Raw genomic sequence first — 14685 nt, 5'->3', positions numbered from 1 at the left:
CCTCTCCTGTTACTGGGAGAGGTCTTGTGTTTTTTGTAAGTTGATTTGTTCGTCTGCTCTCTTTGGTCGTTTAACAAAGAAGGCAAGGATAAGAGCCAATACAGCAATAAATGTCGCTATAAAGAATGCATCGTTAATCCCATCTACTGTTGCTTGAGTATAGATTTGTGCCTCCAATTGAGCTATTTCTTCTGGACTTGGTTGACCGGTAAGCTTACTCATTGCTTTTTCTGCCAATTCTTCCGCATGTATTTTCGTACGTGATGTCATAACGGAAACAAGTAAGGCGGAACCAATTGCACCGGATACTTGATTAAGTGTACTGTTCATAGCTGTACCATGTGGATTTAATCGGGCAGGCAATGAATTCATCCCGTTGGTCATAATCGGCATCATGACCATTGACATACCGAACATACGAACAGAGTACATCACAATTAATGTTCCATAAGTAGTTTCAGTTGTTAATTGACTGAAGAAATAAGTTGTAGCGACTGTGATGGTTAAACCGATTATGGCAAGAATCCGACCGCCAAATTTATCAAATAATTTACCTGTAATTGGTGACATAATTCCCATAATGATTGCACCTGGAAGCATTAATAAACCAGAATCTAATGGGGATATACCACGTATATTTTGCAGGTAAATTGGCATTAAAATCATGGCTGAAAACATCGCCATATTCAAAACAATCGATATAGCTGAAGATAAGGAGAACATTGGATATTTATAGACACGGAAATCGAGCATCGGCTTTTCCAGTTGAAATTGGCGAACAATCAACAAAATCAAGCCAATTACACCTGCAATCAGTGTACCGAATACTTCAACATCATCCCAGCCTTTACTACCCGCCGAGCTGAATCCATATAATAACCCTCCGAATCCGACACTTGAAAAAATAACGGATAATACATCCAATGAAGCGTTACTTTTTTCTTTCTTATCTTTTAATTTAAAAATCGATAGTAGTAAAACAATAACGGCAAACGGGATGATCATATAGAACAGATATCTCCATTCATAATGTTCAATAATCCACCCTGATAATGTAGGACCAATTGCAGGGGCAAAAATCATAACAAGCCCTAAAATCCCCATCGCACCACCACGTTTTTCAATTGGGAAGCTCGTTAAAAGAACATTCATTAAGAGGGGCATCATAATGGCAGAGCCTGCTGCTTGAATCATTCTTCCAACCAATAATAATGCGAAGCTCGGTGCAAATCCGGAAAAGATTGTTCCGATTGTAAATAGAATCATCGCGGTTATAAATAAGTGTCTAACCGAGAACTTCTGAATTAAAAACGCTGTTGATGGAATGATAATTCCGTTTATCAGCATATAACCTGTTGCGAGCCACTGAATCGTTGTTGGCTCAACTTTAAAATCCGCCATCATGGACGGAAGGGCAACATTCAATAATGTTGAATTCAATATAGATACAAATGCACCGGCTAAAAGAATGGCTATAATCCCATAATTGGGACGCATTTGTTGTCTTTCTGTTGCTGTCATGTACTTCTCTCCTTTTGATTTATACTATATGTTTAATTATTAGACTCATAATTCATGTTGATTATATTACTCTCTTTCTTTTCGTTTAGCAATTAAAATAATTTAGAATATATAAATTTGTATTTACCCTAAAAATAAGCTAATATACACTCAAATAACTGAAGTCATAGGAATGGATTGAGTTGTTATGAACGTAAGAAAAAAGCAAGTTATCAGCCATGCAAAGAAACTTTTCATTGGAAAGGGATATAGAAATACGTCTATTCAAGAAATTATTGAAGATAGCGGGATCTCCAGAGGAACATTTTATAATTATTTTCCTTCTAAAAGTGAACTTTTCAAAGCTGTATACGATTCCTTCCTTGAAGAGTATCACCAACAGCGAGATGAATTAATTATTGGGAGGGATCTCAGTAATATAGACATCTTTATAGAGCAACTTTATGTACAAAGGAAATCACATTCGCATAATCAATTATTTGCCCTTATTGAAGATGTAATGGTATCTAATGATATTGAACTAAAAGATTATTTGAAACAAACGAGATGGTTATATTTAAATTGGATTCACAACCGCCTTGTCGATATTTTTGGGGTGGAGAAGAAACCGTATTTGTTAGATTGTGCAATTATTCTATCCGCCATGGTCCAACACCACATGCATTTTTATAGTATTGCAAAAGGAGATCTTGATGCGAAAAAAGCAATTCGTTATTATTTAGATCGCATAAAGGTGATTGTTGATGATGTAAGTAAGAATGATGTTGTTTTAATAGAACCGGAAGTGTTAACTATGTTTATTCCGGGGGGTCCAAAAGGAAACAGGGATTTTTGCTACGATTTAATCCAATCCGTTAACCAACTAAAGACTTACCTTGAACAAGAGGTTGTTGATGCTGAGTTTCGTGCGGAAAAGCTACAAATAATCGAATTCCTGCAAGATGAACTATTGCATAATAAAGAGCCGCGACATTACTTAGTTAAAAATATGATTGCTTCATTAAATCATGATTCTATCTTGAGGGGTACTTCCTGCTATGGAAGGTTTAGAGAAATCATCATGGAATGGTTGAATAAGTAATAGAAGAGCCATGTTAGCAAGTAGTTTGCCATAGCATGGCTCTTTTTGGGCGAGTCATTTTGTTATGGGCTATTTTGATACAAATTTAAGACCAATGGCAGAGATTAAAATGAGTAATATGAAAATAATTCGTTTTAAGCTTTTCGCTTCTCCAAATAAAAGCATGCCAATTAATGCTCCTCCACTGGCACCAATACCAGTCCATACAGCATAGGCAGTACCCATGGGAAGTGTCTTCATTGCGAATGATAGACAGAAAAAGCTCCCCGAAAAACCGACAATCAAAAGAAGCAGAGATAAGAGATCCCTATTTTTATTCAATCTATTAATCATGCCGACCCCAAATATTTCTAAAAATCCAGCGATAACCAGTGCAAACCAGGCCATTATTAGTTAGCCTCCTTTTTGGAGGTGTCTTCATCAGTCACTATTTTTAAACCAATCACACCTATTAATAAGAGAAGAATTAATGCTATTTTCTCTATTTTTAACGGTTCATCAAAGAAGAGAATCTCCGCAATAACCGTTCCAGCTGTTCCCAATCCGACAAAGACAGCGTATACCGTCCCAACCGGCAGGTAGCGGCTTGCATCAATCATCATATAAAAGCTGATACAGATTGCAGCAAGTGTAATCAGCCACATCCATATACTGTCTGCATTTTTAAGACCGCTTACCCAGATGATTTCAAAGAAGGCCCCTATAATAACCTTTAACCAATGTCTGTTCATCAAAACAACTCCCTAGTGATATAACAATATAGCAGATTGTTTGTACTGTTGTTCATTTTAGCAATTATAAAATTGGTTTGCGAGTAGAAGAATCGAGAAAGAGTTTGATAAACTAATTATATAAGAAAGGTACGGGGGTGAAATAAGATGGATGATCCAACTATTTCGACCAAGGAATTAGTAAAAAAAATTCGCTATATAGACGACACCTATCCGAAAGAGGAACTTGATCTTCTATTGATTCGTGAGGATGCTATTCCTGAACTATTGAGTATATTAGATTTGGTTCGCAAGGAACCAGAATTGTTTCTTAGTGAACCCGATCGAATTGACCATATTTATGCAGCTGTTTTGTTGGGACAGTTAAACATCAGAGAAGCATTTTATCCATTTTTACAAACATTAAAATTACCGGATGATAATGCATTGGAATTATATGATGATTACCTGGTTACAACGGCTGGCCGTATACTTGCTGATACATATCCCGGTGAAATAGTTATGGATGGAAATATCCCTTCCATGCCGGATTTGGATGCATTATTTGATTTAATTGATGATCAATCTTTGGATGAGTGTATTCGTGCTACTGGAATTCAAGCAATTACATCCCTTGTCCTGCAAAAACGTATATCAAGGGAAATGGTTGAATATTACTATCATGATCTACTGCAGGGGGATTTGGTAGATGAATCAGGTTATATGTATACCATTCTAATTGATTCATGTATGGTATTAAATTTCCGAGATTTATATGATGATATCGCAGAGGTTTTTGCCCAAAAGAAAGTGAATGCCCTTGATATGTCGCTCGATGATGTGGAGGAGCAATTTAGGAACTATGATCCGTTATATGCAGATGATTGCCGGCCCATTACAAATGTTCATGAAGAGTTCACTTGGTGGGCTGGTCATTATCAACCCGGAAATTCACAGGCTTCCAGAAGCATAAAAGTGGGCAGAAATGATTCATGCCCATGCGGAAGCGGGAAAAAGTATAAGAAATGCTGTGGGAAATCTTGATTTATACACTTTATGGGTTTTAGCCCCCGTATGTACAAGTTGGGTTTGTGTACATATGGGGGTATTTTGTATGCGTTAAAAGGGAACTTACTCTACGATTTTGATGGAAGATTAAAGGAGCTATTTACTATAATGCTGTTTCAGGTCTTTGAGAGTTAATATTGTACAATTATTGTAATTTTTCAGAGTTTCAATACGTTCGTCGCACTTTATTCCTACATTTGTGCTTATAGGAAAATGGAAGGTTACTATTAGAAATATAATAAATAAACAATTATTTATATATTTGGGATTTTTTATAATATAATTCAACTAAGATAAAGAAATGTTAGAGAAAGTGGTGGATGAGATGGATTTGAAGAAGTCAGATCGACTAAGTAGCGGTGACAGGATAGCTACTGCCAGTTTTTCTTGGGGTGGGGCAGGAGATCCAGATATTCGCTGGCGTTATCAGATAGGGAAAAAACGGTTGGAGGAGTTTGGTTTAGAAGTTATTGAGCTGCCTCATACATTAAAGGGATCAGAGTATGTATATAATCATCCAGAAGAACGGGCACGCGATTTGATGGATGCCTTTCAAAATCCATCGATTAAGGGGATATTCTCTTGTATTGGCGGAGATGACAGCATTCGAATGCTGCCATACATTGATTATGAGGTAATCAAAAATAATCCAAAGATTTTCCTTGGCTATTCTGACTCTACCGTCACGCATTTTATTTGTTATAAGGCAGGGGTAATGAGTTATTATGGTCCTTCGATTCTGGCTGAATTTGCAGAGAATGTAGAGGCTTTTGATTATACGAATCATTGGGTGAAACGAGTTTTATTTTCTGGTGAACCTATTGGCGAAGTTGGACCGCCATCTGAATGGACAAGTGAATTTATCCCTTGGGAAAAGCAAAACTGGACACGTAAAAGAAAAACATCACCGCATAGCGGTTATGAGTTATTACAGGGAGAGGGAATACATAAGGGGAAATTATTAGGAGGATGCATGGATGTGCTGGAAATGCTTAAAGGGACTGTAGTGTGGCCTGCAATTGATGAATGGAAGGATAAACTGATATTTTTTGAGACATCAGAAGTGAAAGTGAGTCCGGATCTGTTTCTTGGATGGCTGCGAAATTACGCGGCGCAGGGAATTCTGCAAAATGCTAAGGGTTTATTATTTTCCAAGCCATATGATGATTGTTATTACGATGAGTATAAGGAAGCAATCCTTAGTGTGGTACGGGATGAGCTAAAGTTAACGGATTTGCCGATTCTATATAATATGAGTTTTGGACATACGGCTCCAATGAGTATTATTCCTCTCGGGGCTATGGCTGAATTGGATTGTGAAAGAAAAACATTTAGCATACTTGAAGCGGGTGTGAATTAAGGTTCGAGGTTTACACACTCCCGAAGCAGGGACTATGAAGGTAACTAAAGCTGAAATAGGAGTTTTAGAGGTCAATCTTCTAAGAAGGGGGAGGTTGAGTAGCCTTCCTTTTAATATTCCATAGCTCTTCATTGAAAGCAGATAAATATGCCATTAGAGGGTAGGTTAAGAACTTCATAGGGGGAAATGTATGGAATATAGGGGACCTAGTGTTTATGATCAGGAAGATTTTTTTTTGGATTATATGAAAAGAAGAAGTAGGAAAGATAGTCCCAATAATGCTATTGAAACTCCAATCATGTATGAGCTAATACAAGATTTTCAAAATAAAGATATACTAGATTTGGGCTGCGGTGACGCTTCCTTCGGCAAAGATTTAGTAGAACGCGGTGCAGCGTCCTACAGTGGAATAGAAGGCTCTGAACAAATGGTGGAAGCAGCTAAGAGGAACCTATCACAAGTGAATGGAAGCGTGCATCTTCATACGATGGAATCATATACATACGGAGAAGAAAAGTTTGACATTGTAACTTCCAGATTTGCAATCCATTATGTAGCTGATATTGATGCTTTGTTTCAAAACATCGATTTGTCTTTAAAAGAGGAAGGTAAGTTTGTTTTCAGTGTTCAGCATCCTCTTACGACCGCATCTTTTACTAGTAAAAAAAAAGGTGATAGACGTGAAAATTGGATTGTGGATGACTATTTCCTGGAGGGGGAAAGAAAAGAACCTTGGATTGAACAAATCGTGGTGAAATATCATCGAACAGTCGAACAGTATTTTAGAGCGCTTATCAGTTCTGGATTTTCAGTGGTTGATTTGCGAGAAGGTACACCTGTGCGTGATAACTTTACCGATGAGAAAGAATATAAAAGAAGGCTTAGAATTCCAGTTGTGCTGGCATTTTCGTGTATAAAAAATAAAAACGTATGAAACAGAACACCTGGCTGATGTGGGTGAAATTGTACTGAGTGGTTCAGTCTATAAGTGTATAGAGGTTGATCAAAAGTAAAAACTCTTTTTCTCTAAAGAAAAAGAGTTTTTACTTCGCTAATCCAATTCTTTAATTAACTACTCGTTTTGCTCCTACATAACGTTTCTTCCAATAATCGAGATTCATATCTTGTGTTTTAACTCCTTTTGATGTAGCGCCAATGAATTTATTATTGCCGATATAAATGGCAACAAATGATACCTTTTTCCCGTCCGTTTTATAAAATACTAGATCCCCGGCTTTTAATTTGTTTTTGGCAACGGAAGTACCTGTTTTATATTGATCGGCACTGGTACGTGGTAATTTTTTTGCAACGCTTTTTGAGAATACATACTGTGTGAAACCGGAGGCATCGGACCCTTTTGGTGTTGTTCCGCCCCATTTATATGGACTGTTCGTTATTTTTTTTGAATAAGCAACCGCCTTTTGACTTTTAGACTGTGCTGCATCAGCATGCATTGGGCTGAAGAAAGTTGAAAAGAGTAGAAGAACGGCTGTTACGACGGCAAACAGAATAGAGGATTTTCTTGCATGTAAAGCTAACGTTAACATCCCTGCTTTCAAAGATTTTTTTGACACAAGGATATCTTATTATTGAGCAGAGCATTTTATGATTCAAATATTACTTTCTTACCTTCCTGCTTAACCTCCCCTTTTTTGTGAAAATAAAAGTATAATAGCACTGTAAACTATGAAATATATGAGGGAACAGCATGATTTTATTGAAAAATACAAGAGTTAAAGGAATTTTACTGGTATTAACTGCCGGTATATTATGGGGAGTATGCGGAACAGTAGCGCAGTATTTATTTCATTATGCCGGATTTACCCCGGAATGGGTTGTGGGTATTCGCTTGCTTGTATCTGGGGTGGTTCTCTTGATTCTAGCCTCTTTAAAAGTAAAGAGTAGGATAGGTGCTATTTGGAAGGACAGGAAAGACGCAATAAGTCTTTTATTGTTCAGCATTTTAGGTTTATTGGCTGTGCAATACACATTTTTTATGGCTATCAATTATTCCAATGCGGCTACAGCCACCGTTTTACAGTACTTAACACCCGTTATCATTACCTGTTATTTTGCCTTAATTTCAAAAAGGTTGCCTACAAATAAAGAAATCCTTGTTGTAGGTTTGGCCATATTAGGGACATTTTTGATTGCAACTAAAGGAAATATGCATAGTTTATCCATTTCGGTTAGTGCTTTGATGTGGGGAATTGGTTCGGCATTCGCTCTGGCATTTTATACTTTGCTTCCGCGTAAGCTGCTTCCTAAATGGGGTTCAACTCTCGTTTTAGGCTGGGCAATGCTAATAGGAGGAATTTGCTTTTCATTTTATAATCCTCCATGGGAGTTTCAGGGAGATTGGAGCTTTTATGCAATACTTGCTGTTATTTTTGTGATTATATTTGGTACGATTGTTCCGTTTATATGCTATTTGGAAAGTATGAAATATATTCGAGCTACAGAGGTAAGTGTGCTGGCATCTGTGGAACCAGTTGCTGCAGCGGTTGTATCCATACTTTGGCTGCATGTTACGTTTGGAATAGCCGAGTGGCTTGGTACAATCTGTATTATCAGTACCGTCTTCATTTTAGCCCTTTTTGATAAACCGGCAGGGAAGAAATCCAGTGATAATCATTGAGTAAAACAAACAGGATCCCAATTTGTTTAAGAATTGGGATCCTGTTGCTGTTTATCGGTACGAATCATGGCTGGGATGAAATAAATGATCTTCCGCGTTTCTTACAATAGAAAAATGTTCTATATTGTAATGGCCATGAAGTGTTTTATTATGATGGTTTATGATTTGTTCCGGGCTTAAAATGTCATTGCCGATTGTGGAATGTCCATCACCAACTAAAGTGACATCGAAGCCATTAATAGTAGCGGTTCTGACTGCACTATCAATACAATGCTGTGTTTCGCAGCCCATTATAACAATATGATTAATTTCATTAGATTTTAAATAATTTAATAGTCCAGTTCCGTGAAAGGAATTCGTTGCTGCTTTGTCAAAGAATTTTGTTTCCACAGGTAGATGAATTTCATCATGAACTTGAAATCCTTTCCCTTTACCTCCGGCTATATCAAGATCTCTTACACAAACTATCGTGGCATTTGCCTCTTTTGCCTTTTTAATTACTAAATTAATATTTTGAATAAGCTGTTCTTTTTTAAAAACAGCCCTCATGTCTTGATTCCCATCTATTAGTTCCTGTTGTGCATCAATAATTAATAATAGTTGATTCAACTGATTTTCCCCTTTCTAATTTGGGGAAGCGCTCTTTTATTTAGCTGTATTCCCCTTGGTTTTTTTTGAGTTGTGATATAGTCCCATATTCATATAATTAACCTCCTTGATAATATAATGCCTAAAAATTAATAAATGTAATTTTCAGACAATTAAACCTTAACATAGCTTCTTTTAAAAAGATACGCAAAAATAAAAAAGCCACCGATCTAGTCGGCGGCTGTATTGCTGTAATGAACGTTGATTAAATACTTTTATTTCGGTTAAACAGATAGCTTTCGCCCTTTTCGTATAGAGCGATGGATTGTCTAATCCATTTTTGTTTAGGAATAATTTTGTGAACGAGCAAAGCCGCACCTATTCCAAGAAGTGCACCTACTAAAATATCAACGGGGTAATGGACTCCTACATAGATTCGGGAAATAGAAAGAAGGAGTGCAAGTGTTGTCCATAAATACCAGAATCGTTTACGAAAGAGGGCAATGGTTATACAAACTGAGAAGAATACAATCGTATGATCACTCGGAAAAGAATTTCCAACCTCTTTTTCAATTAACTTGTTTACATCGGACCAAACGGCAAATGGCTGATGATGTGAATAAATCATACCAATTAACTTGCCCGTTACTTCGGCGATAAAAAAAGCAATAACAGCACTGACAACCATTAATTTATTTCTAGTATTACGAGTTAGCCAGTAAAACAACAGAACCAGTATTAAGCAGTATACTGTATATTCAGCAAAAAAAATAAAAAGTGGATTGATGTCCGGATACTCTTTACCAATGTCATTGACTGCACGAAATAATGTGATATTTGCTTCAGAATTAGTCATTTTTTCATTTCCTCCCAAGTTATTCTATTATGGATAATTTACTTAAATATTTCAAGAGATTCTATATAGTATTTGTATTCTAGACGATATCGTTTAGCTGTATGAAAGGATTATGATAAAATTTAACAAAACTAAGAATAAGAGGAGGCTAAAAATGAAACTGCCATTATCGGGGACGGAACGGAGTAATCTTCGTAAAAACAAGGTTCGAATAGACCAAATACCAACGAAAACAACAGAAGAATTAAAAATCATACTGAATTGTTCTACAGATCGGGCTAAGGAGTTAAAAGGTCTGTTAGACTTTCAGGAAATCCCTTCAATCGGGTTGGGTGCATCTAAAATGATGGTACAAGTACTGGGATTCTATTCTGTAAACGACGTTAGAAATGAAAATCCTGCAGAATTATTCGACCGCTATGAAGAATTGGTTGGATGCCGTGTCGATCCATGTGTGGAAGATCAAATCCGCTGTATTGTTTATCATGCCAATGAATTGAATTGTGTGTTAGTATGGTCTGATTTTACGGACGAGCGGAAGGCATATCGAAATACTCAGGGATATCCTCCTACTCGCCCTGAGAAGTAGTAATCCCCTTGTATGCCCTCTTTAGAAGAATCATTGAAAAAGCCCATATAAATAGGAGGCCAATATGAAAAAAATATTTCGCTTGTTACCCCCCTTTTTGATTATGATGGCTCTGCTTGGTTGTTCAAAGGAAGAGAAAAATGACACGGTTGTTAAACAGACTGAGACAGATGAAAAGCAGCCATATGAGATAGAAGTCGTTGCTGAAGGTCTCAATGTACCATGGGAAATGGTTATAGCCGATGATGGACGAATATTTTTTACGGAACGGCCTGGCCAAATAAGAGAAATCCGTAATGGGAAAGTAAGGGAAGAACCTCTCCTGTCTTTGCCAGCGCCTTTTATCAGTGAAGGGGAGGGAGGATTACTTGGACTGGCACTGGATCCTGATTTCCAAACGAATCATTTTATGTATACGTATCACTCCTATGAAGATAATGGTGAAATCAAAAATCGTATTCTTCGTCTTGTAGTAGGTGACAATCAAGCAAGGATTGATAAAGTGATCCTTGATGGAATTGTTGGAGATACAAATCATAATGGTGGGAGAATTAAGATTGGACCAGACGGGATGCTTTATATTACAGCAGGAGATCGGTATGAACCTGACTTAGCCCAGGATAAGACAAGTATGGGCGGTAAAATTTTTAGAATCCATCTTGATGGTTCCATTCCGGATGATAATCCAATTGAGGGGTCGCCTGTCTATAGCTACGGGCATCGCAATCCGCAGGGACTTGCCTGGCATCCTGTTACAGGAGATTTATTCAGTTCGGAACATGGTCAATCAGCACATGACGAAATTAATTTGATTGAAGCAGGGAAAAACTATGGATGGCCAATAATTCAGGGGGATGAAGCAAAAGAGGGAATGGAAACGCCGATTGCTCATAGCGCAACTGAAACATGGGCCCCGTCGGGAATGACATTTGTCTCGAAGGGTGAATGGAAAAACCAATTGCTGATTGCCAATCTGCGTGGCGTGCAGGTTCTTAAGGTAGAGCTTGATGAATCCGGAAAACAGGTGAAAAGCATAGAATCGCTCTTTAAAGATCAGTATGGGCGCATCAGGAATATCATCGAAGCGCCGGATGGAACCTTATATATGATGACGAATAATAGGGATGGCAGGGGGAATCCATCAGACAAGGATGACCGCATCATCAGGTTGATTCCTAAAACGGGTATTTGACTAATCTATACGAATATGGAAAAAGTGAAGATCCTAAGTCAGGAGACCTACCATTCTTTTTTAACACTACAACACCTACGTGGAGATAGGGAGGTGTGAAAAGTAGTAAACCTAAGTTTTAGGGAACGTTTTTTAAGCATTTCTATCTTTTTAGTAGAAGAGGATAGAAATGCTTTTTAGTTTGGGCTTTTTTAGATAGGGGGACTAGCATGTTAAACAGTATTTGGGATATCCGAGAATCGGAGAACCAAGATTTAAGATTAGCACTTCATATTTAAGAAATCATTCTAAAAATGAAGTGTTTTTTGCATTAAAATAGATAAAAAGGAGAGATGGAGAGGGAGTTGAGATGCATCCCACGCTGTCCGGTCTCTTGGTCAATTAAAGACTGATAGAGTACGAGGACATGTTGATTCATAGAATCCAGCTGTTTCAGCACTTTGTTCGATGAAGAAAATTCACTTTTAACATAGAACAGTGAACCTAAGTTTAAATATATCCAGATAAATCCAATTGATAATAAACTCCAGAAGAAACGATGGCCAATTTGCCATTTGAAGACTTTTTTATACAGAGTAACTCACTCTTTCTAATGGGATTAAAAATTATTTCTACAATATTTTACAGTTTAATTATAGGTTATTTTGTAAACTTTTGGATTTATTTATATATCCTAAATGGAGTGCTGTATAGAAGTTACGATATAGTATTCTCTAAATTTTTGGGGAATAAATATACGTTAATATTCGATATATACCATTTTCTTTTATACTAGGTGAATTTGGAATTGATTGTTAATAGAATTCATTATCTGAGGTCAGTATAATAATAAGGTTGCGATTATTATCATATTATTATGGAGAGAAGAATCAGCATGCTTAAACAATATATTCACGATTTGCATAATGAATTTGCCGGCTATAATTCTGAAAAGCTACGCAAAGATATTATGGCTGGTATTACAGTAACCGCTGTTGCACTTCCTTTATCTCTAGCGTTCGGGGTGAGCAGTGGGGCGGATGCGGCTGCTGGATTAATTACAGCGATTCTTGCAGGATTAATTATCAGTATGCTATCAGGCGCGTCCTATCAAATATCAGGACCAACGGGAGCGATGTCTGCTATATTGATTGCTGTTGTTGCCCAGTATGGACTTGATGGAGTATTTATTGCCTGTTTGCTGGCGGGTATCCTACTGGTGATTGCCGGTCTACTGAAATTTGGCCGTGTCGTTTCTATCATACCGATGCCAGTTATAACGGGGTTTACATCAGGAATTGCTATCATTATAGCGATGGGACAAGTAGATAACTTTTTTGGAGTCGAATCGAGCGGAGAGAATCCAATTGCCCAAATCATGTCTTATATAGAGAATGGTTTTAATCCTGATTTTGCTACATTATTAATTGGTATTATAACAGTTGTCACGATGATTGTATGGCCAAAAAAATGGAACGCCATAATCCCGTCATCCTTAGCAGCCTTACTGATTGTTTTAATTATTAATACCGTTTTAAAATTACCGGTTGCGGTCGTGGGAGATATACCGAAAACATTTTTTCCGGAAAATCGACTGGTATTTAGTGATTTATCCCTCGCTAAAATAGAAGCCTTGATATGGCCGGCAATCAGTATTGCGGCATTAGGAATGATTGAAAGTTTATTATGCGGAGCATCTGCCGGTCGCATGGTTGGAGAAAAAATGAATGGGGATCGGGAACTAGTTGCACAGGGAATTGGGAACATGATTATCCCATTCTTTGGCGGTGTTCCGGCTACTGCTGCGATTGCCCGTACGAGTGTAGCGATTAAAGCTGGTATGGTAACAAGATTGACGGGGATTTTCCATGCGATTGGTTTGCTTTTGTCAATGTTTCTCCTCAGCCCAATTATGTCGAGTATACCGATGTCTGCATTAGCAGGTATTTTGATTGTGACGGCATGGCGGATGAATGAATGGGAAAGTATTCATTATATCTTTTCTCACAAATTCAAAGGCGCTATCTTTAAATTTTTGCTAACATTGCTAGCTACTGTTGTGTTTGATTTAACGGTTGCCATTGTTGCAGGAATTGTCCTTTCAGCCATATTGTTTGTTATTAACAGTGCCGACGTAGAAATGAATGTCAGTAAAGTTGATATCGAAAAATTGGAAGGAAAAGGGATAAAATCAAATCAGACATACGAAGATATTCGGGTAGTTTATCTCACCGGTCCTATATTCTTTGCAACGGTGAGCTCTTTGACTGAGCGCCTTGAAGACATTAATCAAGGAGTTATGATCCTTTCTATGCGTGGAGTATCCTCCATTGACGGTTCAGGAGTACAAGCTATGGTGGAATTCTGTGAATTAAAGAAACAAGAAGGTGTAAAAATCATCTTTAGCGGAGTACAGCGGAGAGTTCTTAGCAGATTTGAAAGAGGTGGTATTCTGGATGTTGTTGGAGAAGACAATATATTCTGGAGTACTGACCAGGCGCTTGCAAAAATTAATCAAATACAAGGTTAATATAAAGATGGAAGGAGAGTGCCGAGTAGGCTACTCTCCTTTTTTTGATGCAAGCTAAGATAGCTTTTTACCTAATATTAGATACCGTTCTTTTGTCTTTTCATTAGGGAAGAAGGAATCATCAATGACAATCCATCCTTTTCTAACATATAGATTCCGTGCAGCCAGATTGGATTGTTGGGTTGTTAATATAGTTGTATCAAAAGGTATGTCTTTCATTAGGGAATCATGTAATAGTGATCCGATTCCTTTTTGGCGCACGGATGGATGAACACATAATTCAACGAACTCAAAACAATTTGCCAGCCATTCATTGGATAAGTCAGGTTTCAAATGGCTTGTCAATAGTTCGCGATAATATTGGCCTGATAGAGAAGCATAACCATAGGCAAATCCAACAGGCATTTCCTCTTCATCCAGGCATACAAATCCTCTGAAACCAGCGTAGTCCATGTGCCGCATGAATCGTTCTGTACAGTCGGTATTAATATTCCATATTTGTTGATACAGAGAAACGATTGGCTTAAGCAAATCATCTGTTCGATTCCACTTTACCATTTGTATCATAATTTC

Annotated in this window: 15 protein-coding genes; 8 read left to right on the top strand and 7 right to left on the bottom strand. The window is 37.5% G+C overall.

Annotated elements, in window-relative coordinates:
• Positions 1 to 9: 9 nt before the first annotated feature.
• Positions 10 to 1521 carry a DHA2 family efflux MFS transporter permease subunit gene (locus FHY47_RS15745; RefSeq protein ID WP_066108113.1) on the bottom strand — a complete coding sequence of 504 codons (1512 nt, stop codon included), beginning with the start codon at positions 1519 to 1521 and terminating at the stop codon, positions 10 to 12.
• Between the two features lie 187 nt (positions 1522 to 1708).
• On the opposite strand from FHY47_RS15745, the gene FHY47_RS15740 reads away from it, so the two are divergent.
• A complete protein-coding gene (locus FHY47_RS15740) occupies positions 1709 to 2602 on the top strand; it encodes a TetR/AcrR family transcriptional regulator (RefSeq protein WP_066108110.1) in 894 nt (297 codons plus the stop codon).
• Positions 2603 to 2671: 69 nt separating this feature from the next.
• On the opposite strand, the gene FHY47_RS15735 is transcribed toward FHY47_RS15740, so the two are convergent.
• Entirely contained in the window at positions 2672 to 2989 is a 318-nt protein-coding gene (locus FHY47_RS15735; protein ID WP_066108107.1) for a DMT family transporter, read from the bottom strand.
• 2 nt (positions 2990 to 2991) lie between these two features.
• Positions 2992 to 3333, bottom strand: a complete 342-nt coding sequence (locus FHY47_RS15730) for a DMT family transporter (protein WP_066108103.1) — start codon at positions 3331 to 3333, stop codon at positions 2992 to 2994.
• A 147-nt stretch (positions 3334 to 3480) separates the two neighbouring features.
• Between FHY47_RS15730 and FHY47_RS15725 the strand changes: the two genes are divergently transcribed.
• The 3 genes from FHY47_RS15725 (at position 3481) to FHY47_RS15715 (ending at position 6674) form a co-directional block, all read left to right on the top strand.
• Entirely contained in the window at positions 3481 to 4356 is an 876-nt protein-coding gene (locus tag FHY47_RS15725; RefSeq protein ID WP_066108100.1) for a DUF1186 domain-containing protein, read from the top strand.
• A gap of 325 nt (positions 4357 to 4681) precedes the next feature.
• Positions 4682 to 5740 (top strand): S66 family peptidase, encoded by a 1059-nt coding sequence (locus FHY47_RS15720; RefSeq protein WP_225983647.1) that lies wholly within the window; start codon positions 4682 to 4684, stop codon positions 5738 to 5740.
• Between the two features lie 190 nt (positions 5741 to 5930).
• A complete protein-coding gene (locus FHY47_RS15715; protein ID WP_139892697.1) occupies positions 5931 to 6674 on the top strand; it encodes a class I SAM-dependent methyltransferase in 744 nt (247 codons plus the stop codon).
• A 130-nt stretch (positions 6675 to 6804) separates the two neighbouring features.
• Here the strand turns inward: FHY47_RS15715 and FHY47_RS15710 are convergent, their stop codons facing one another.
• Positions 6805 to 7287: a C40 family peptidase gene (locus FHY47_RS15710; RefSeq protein ID WP_066108561.1), complete on the bottom strand. Its 483-nt coding sequence runs from the start codon at positions 7285 to 7287 to the stop codon at positions 6805 to 6807.
• A gap of 161 nt (positions 7288 to 7448) precedes the next feature.
• On the opposite strand from FHY47_RS15710, the gene FHY47_RS15705 reads away from it, so the two are divergent.
• Positions 7449 to 8378 (top strand): EamA family transporter, encoded by a 930-nt coding sequence (locus FHY47_RS15705; RefSeq protein WP_066108095.1) that lies wholly within the window; start codon positions 7449 to 7451, stop codon positions 8376 to 8378.
• 51 nt (positions 8379 to 8429) lie between these two features.
• On the opposite strand, the gene FHY47_RS15700 is transcribed toward FHY47_RS15705, so the two are convergent.
• A complete protein-coding gene (locus tag FHY47_RS15700) occupies positions 8430 to 8987 on the bottom strand; it encodes an isochorismatase family protein (RefSeq protein WP_066108091.1) in 558 nt (185 codons plus the stop codon).
• Positions 8988 to 9231: 244 nt separating this feature from the next.
• Entirely contained in the window at positions 9232 to 9822 is a 591-nt protein-coding gene (locus FHY47_RS15695) for an undecaprenyl-diphosphatase (protein WP_066108088.1), read from the bottom strand.
• A 154-nt stretch (positions 9823 to 9976) separates the two neighbouring features.
• Between FHY47_RS15695 and FHY47_RS15690 the strand changes: the two genes are divergently transcribed.
• From FHY47_RS15690 to FHY47_RS15680, 3 genes are all read left to right on the top strand, one after another.
• Entirely contained in the window at positions 9977 to 10411 is a 435-nt protein-coding gene (locus tag FHY47_RS15690; protein WP_139063870.1) for a helix-hairpin-helix domain-containing protein, read from the top strand.
• A gap of 64 nt (positions 10412 to 10475) precedes the next feature.
• Complete coding sequence (locus FHY47_RS15685) at positions 10476 to 11603, top strand: PQQ-dependent sugar dehydrogenase (protein WP_139892692.1); 1128 nt, start codon at positions 10476 to 10478, stop codon at positions 11601 to 11603.
• Between the two features lie 874 nt (positions 11604 to 12477).
• Positions 12478 to 14112 carry a SulP family inorganic anion transporter gene (locus FHY47_RS15680; protein ID WP_066108084.1) on the top strand — a complete coding sequence of 545 codons (1635 nt, stop codon included), beginning with the start codon at positions 12478 to 12480 and terminating at the stop codon, positions 14110 to 14112.
• Positions 14113 to 14166: 54 nt separating this feature from the next.
• On the opposite strand, the gene FHY47_RS15675 is transcribed toward FHY47_RS15680, so the two are convergent.
• Complete coding sequence (locus FHY47_RS15675) at positions 14167 to 14679, bottom strand: GNAT family N-acetyltransferase (RefSeq protein WP_139892691.1); 513 nt, start codon at positions 14677 to 14679, stop codon at positions 14167 to 14169.
• Between the last annotated feature and the right edge of the window lie 6 nt (positions 14680 to 14685).

This window comes from Bacillus sp. E214 (assembly GCF_008087365.1).
Lineage (GTDB): Bacteria > Bacillota > Bacilli > Bacillales > Pradoshiaceae > Pradoshia.
The sequence above is the reverse complement of the archived record's forward strand: the minus strand, read 5'-3'. Positions and strand labels throughout refer to the sequence as shown.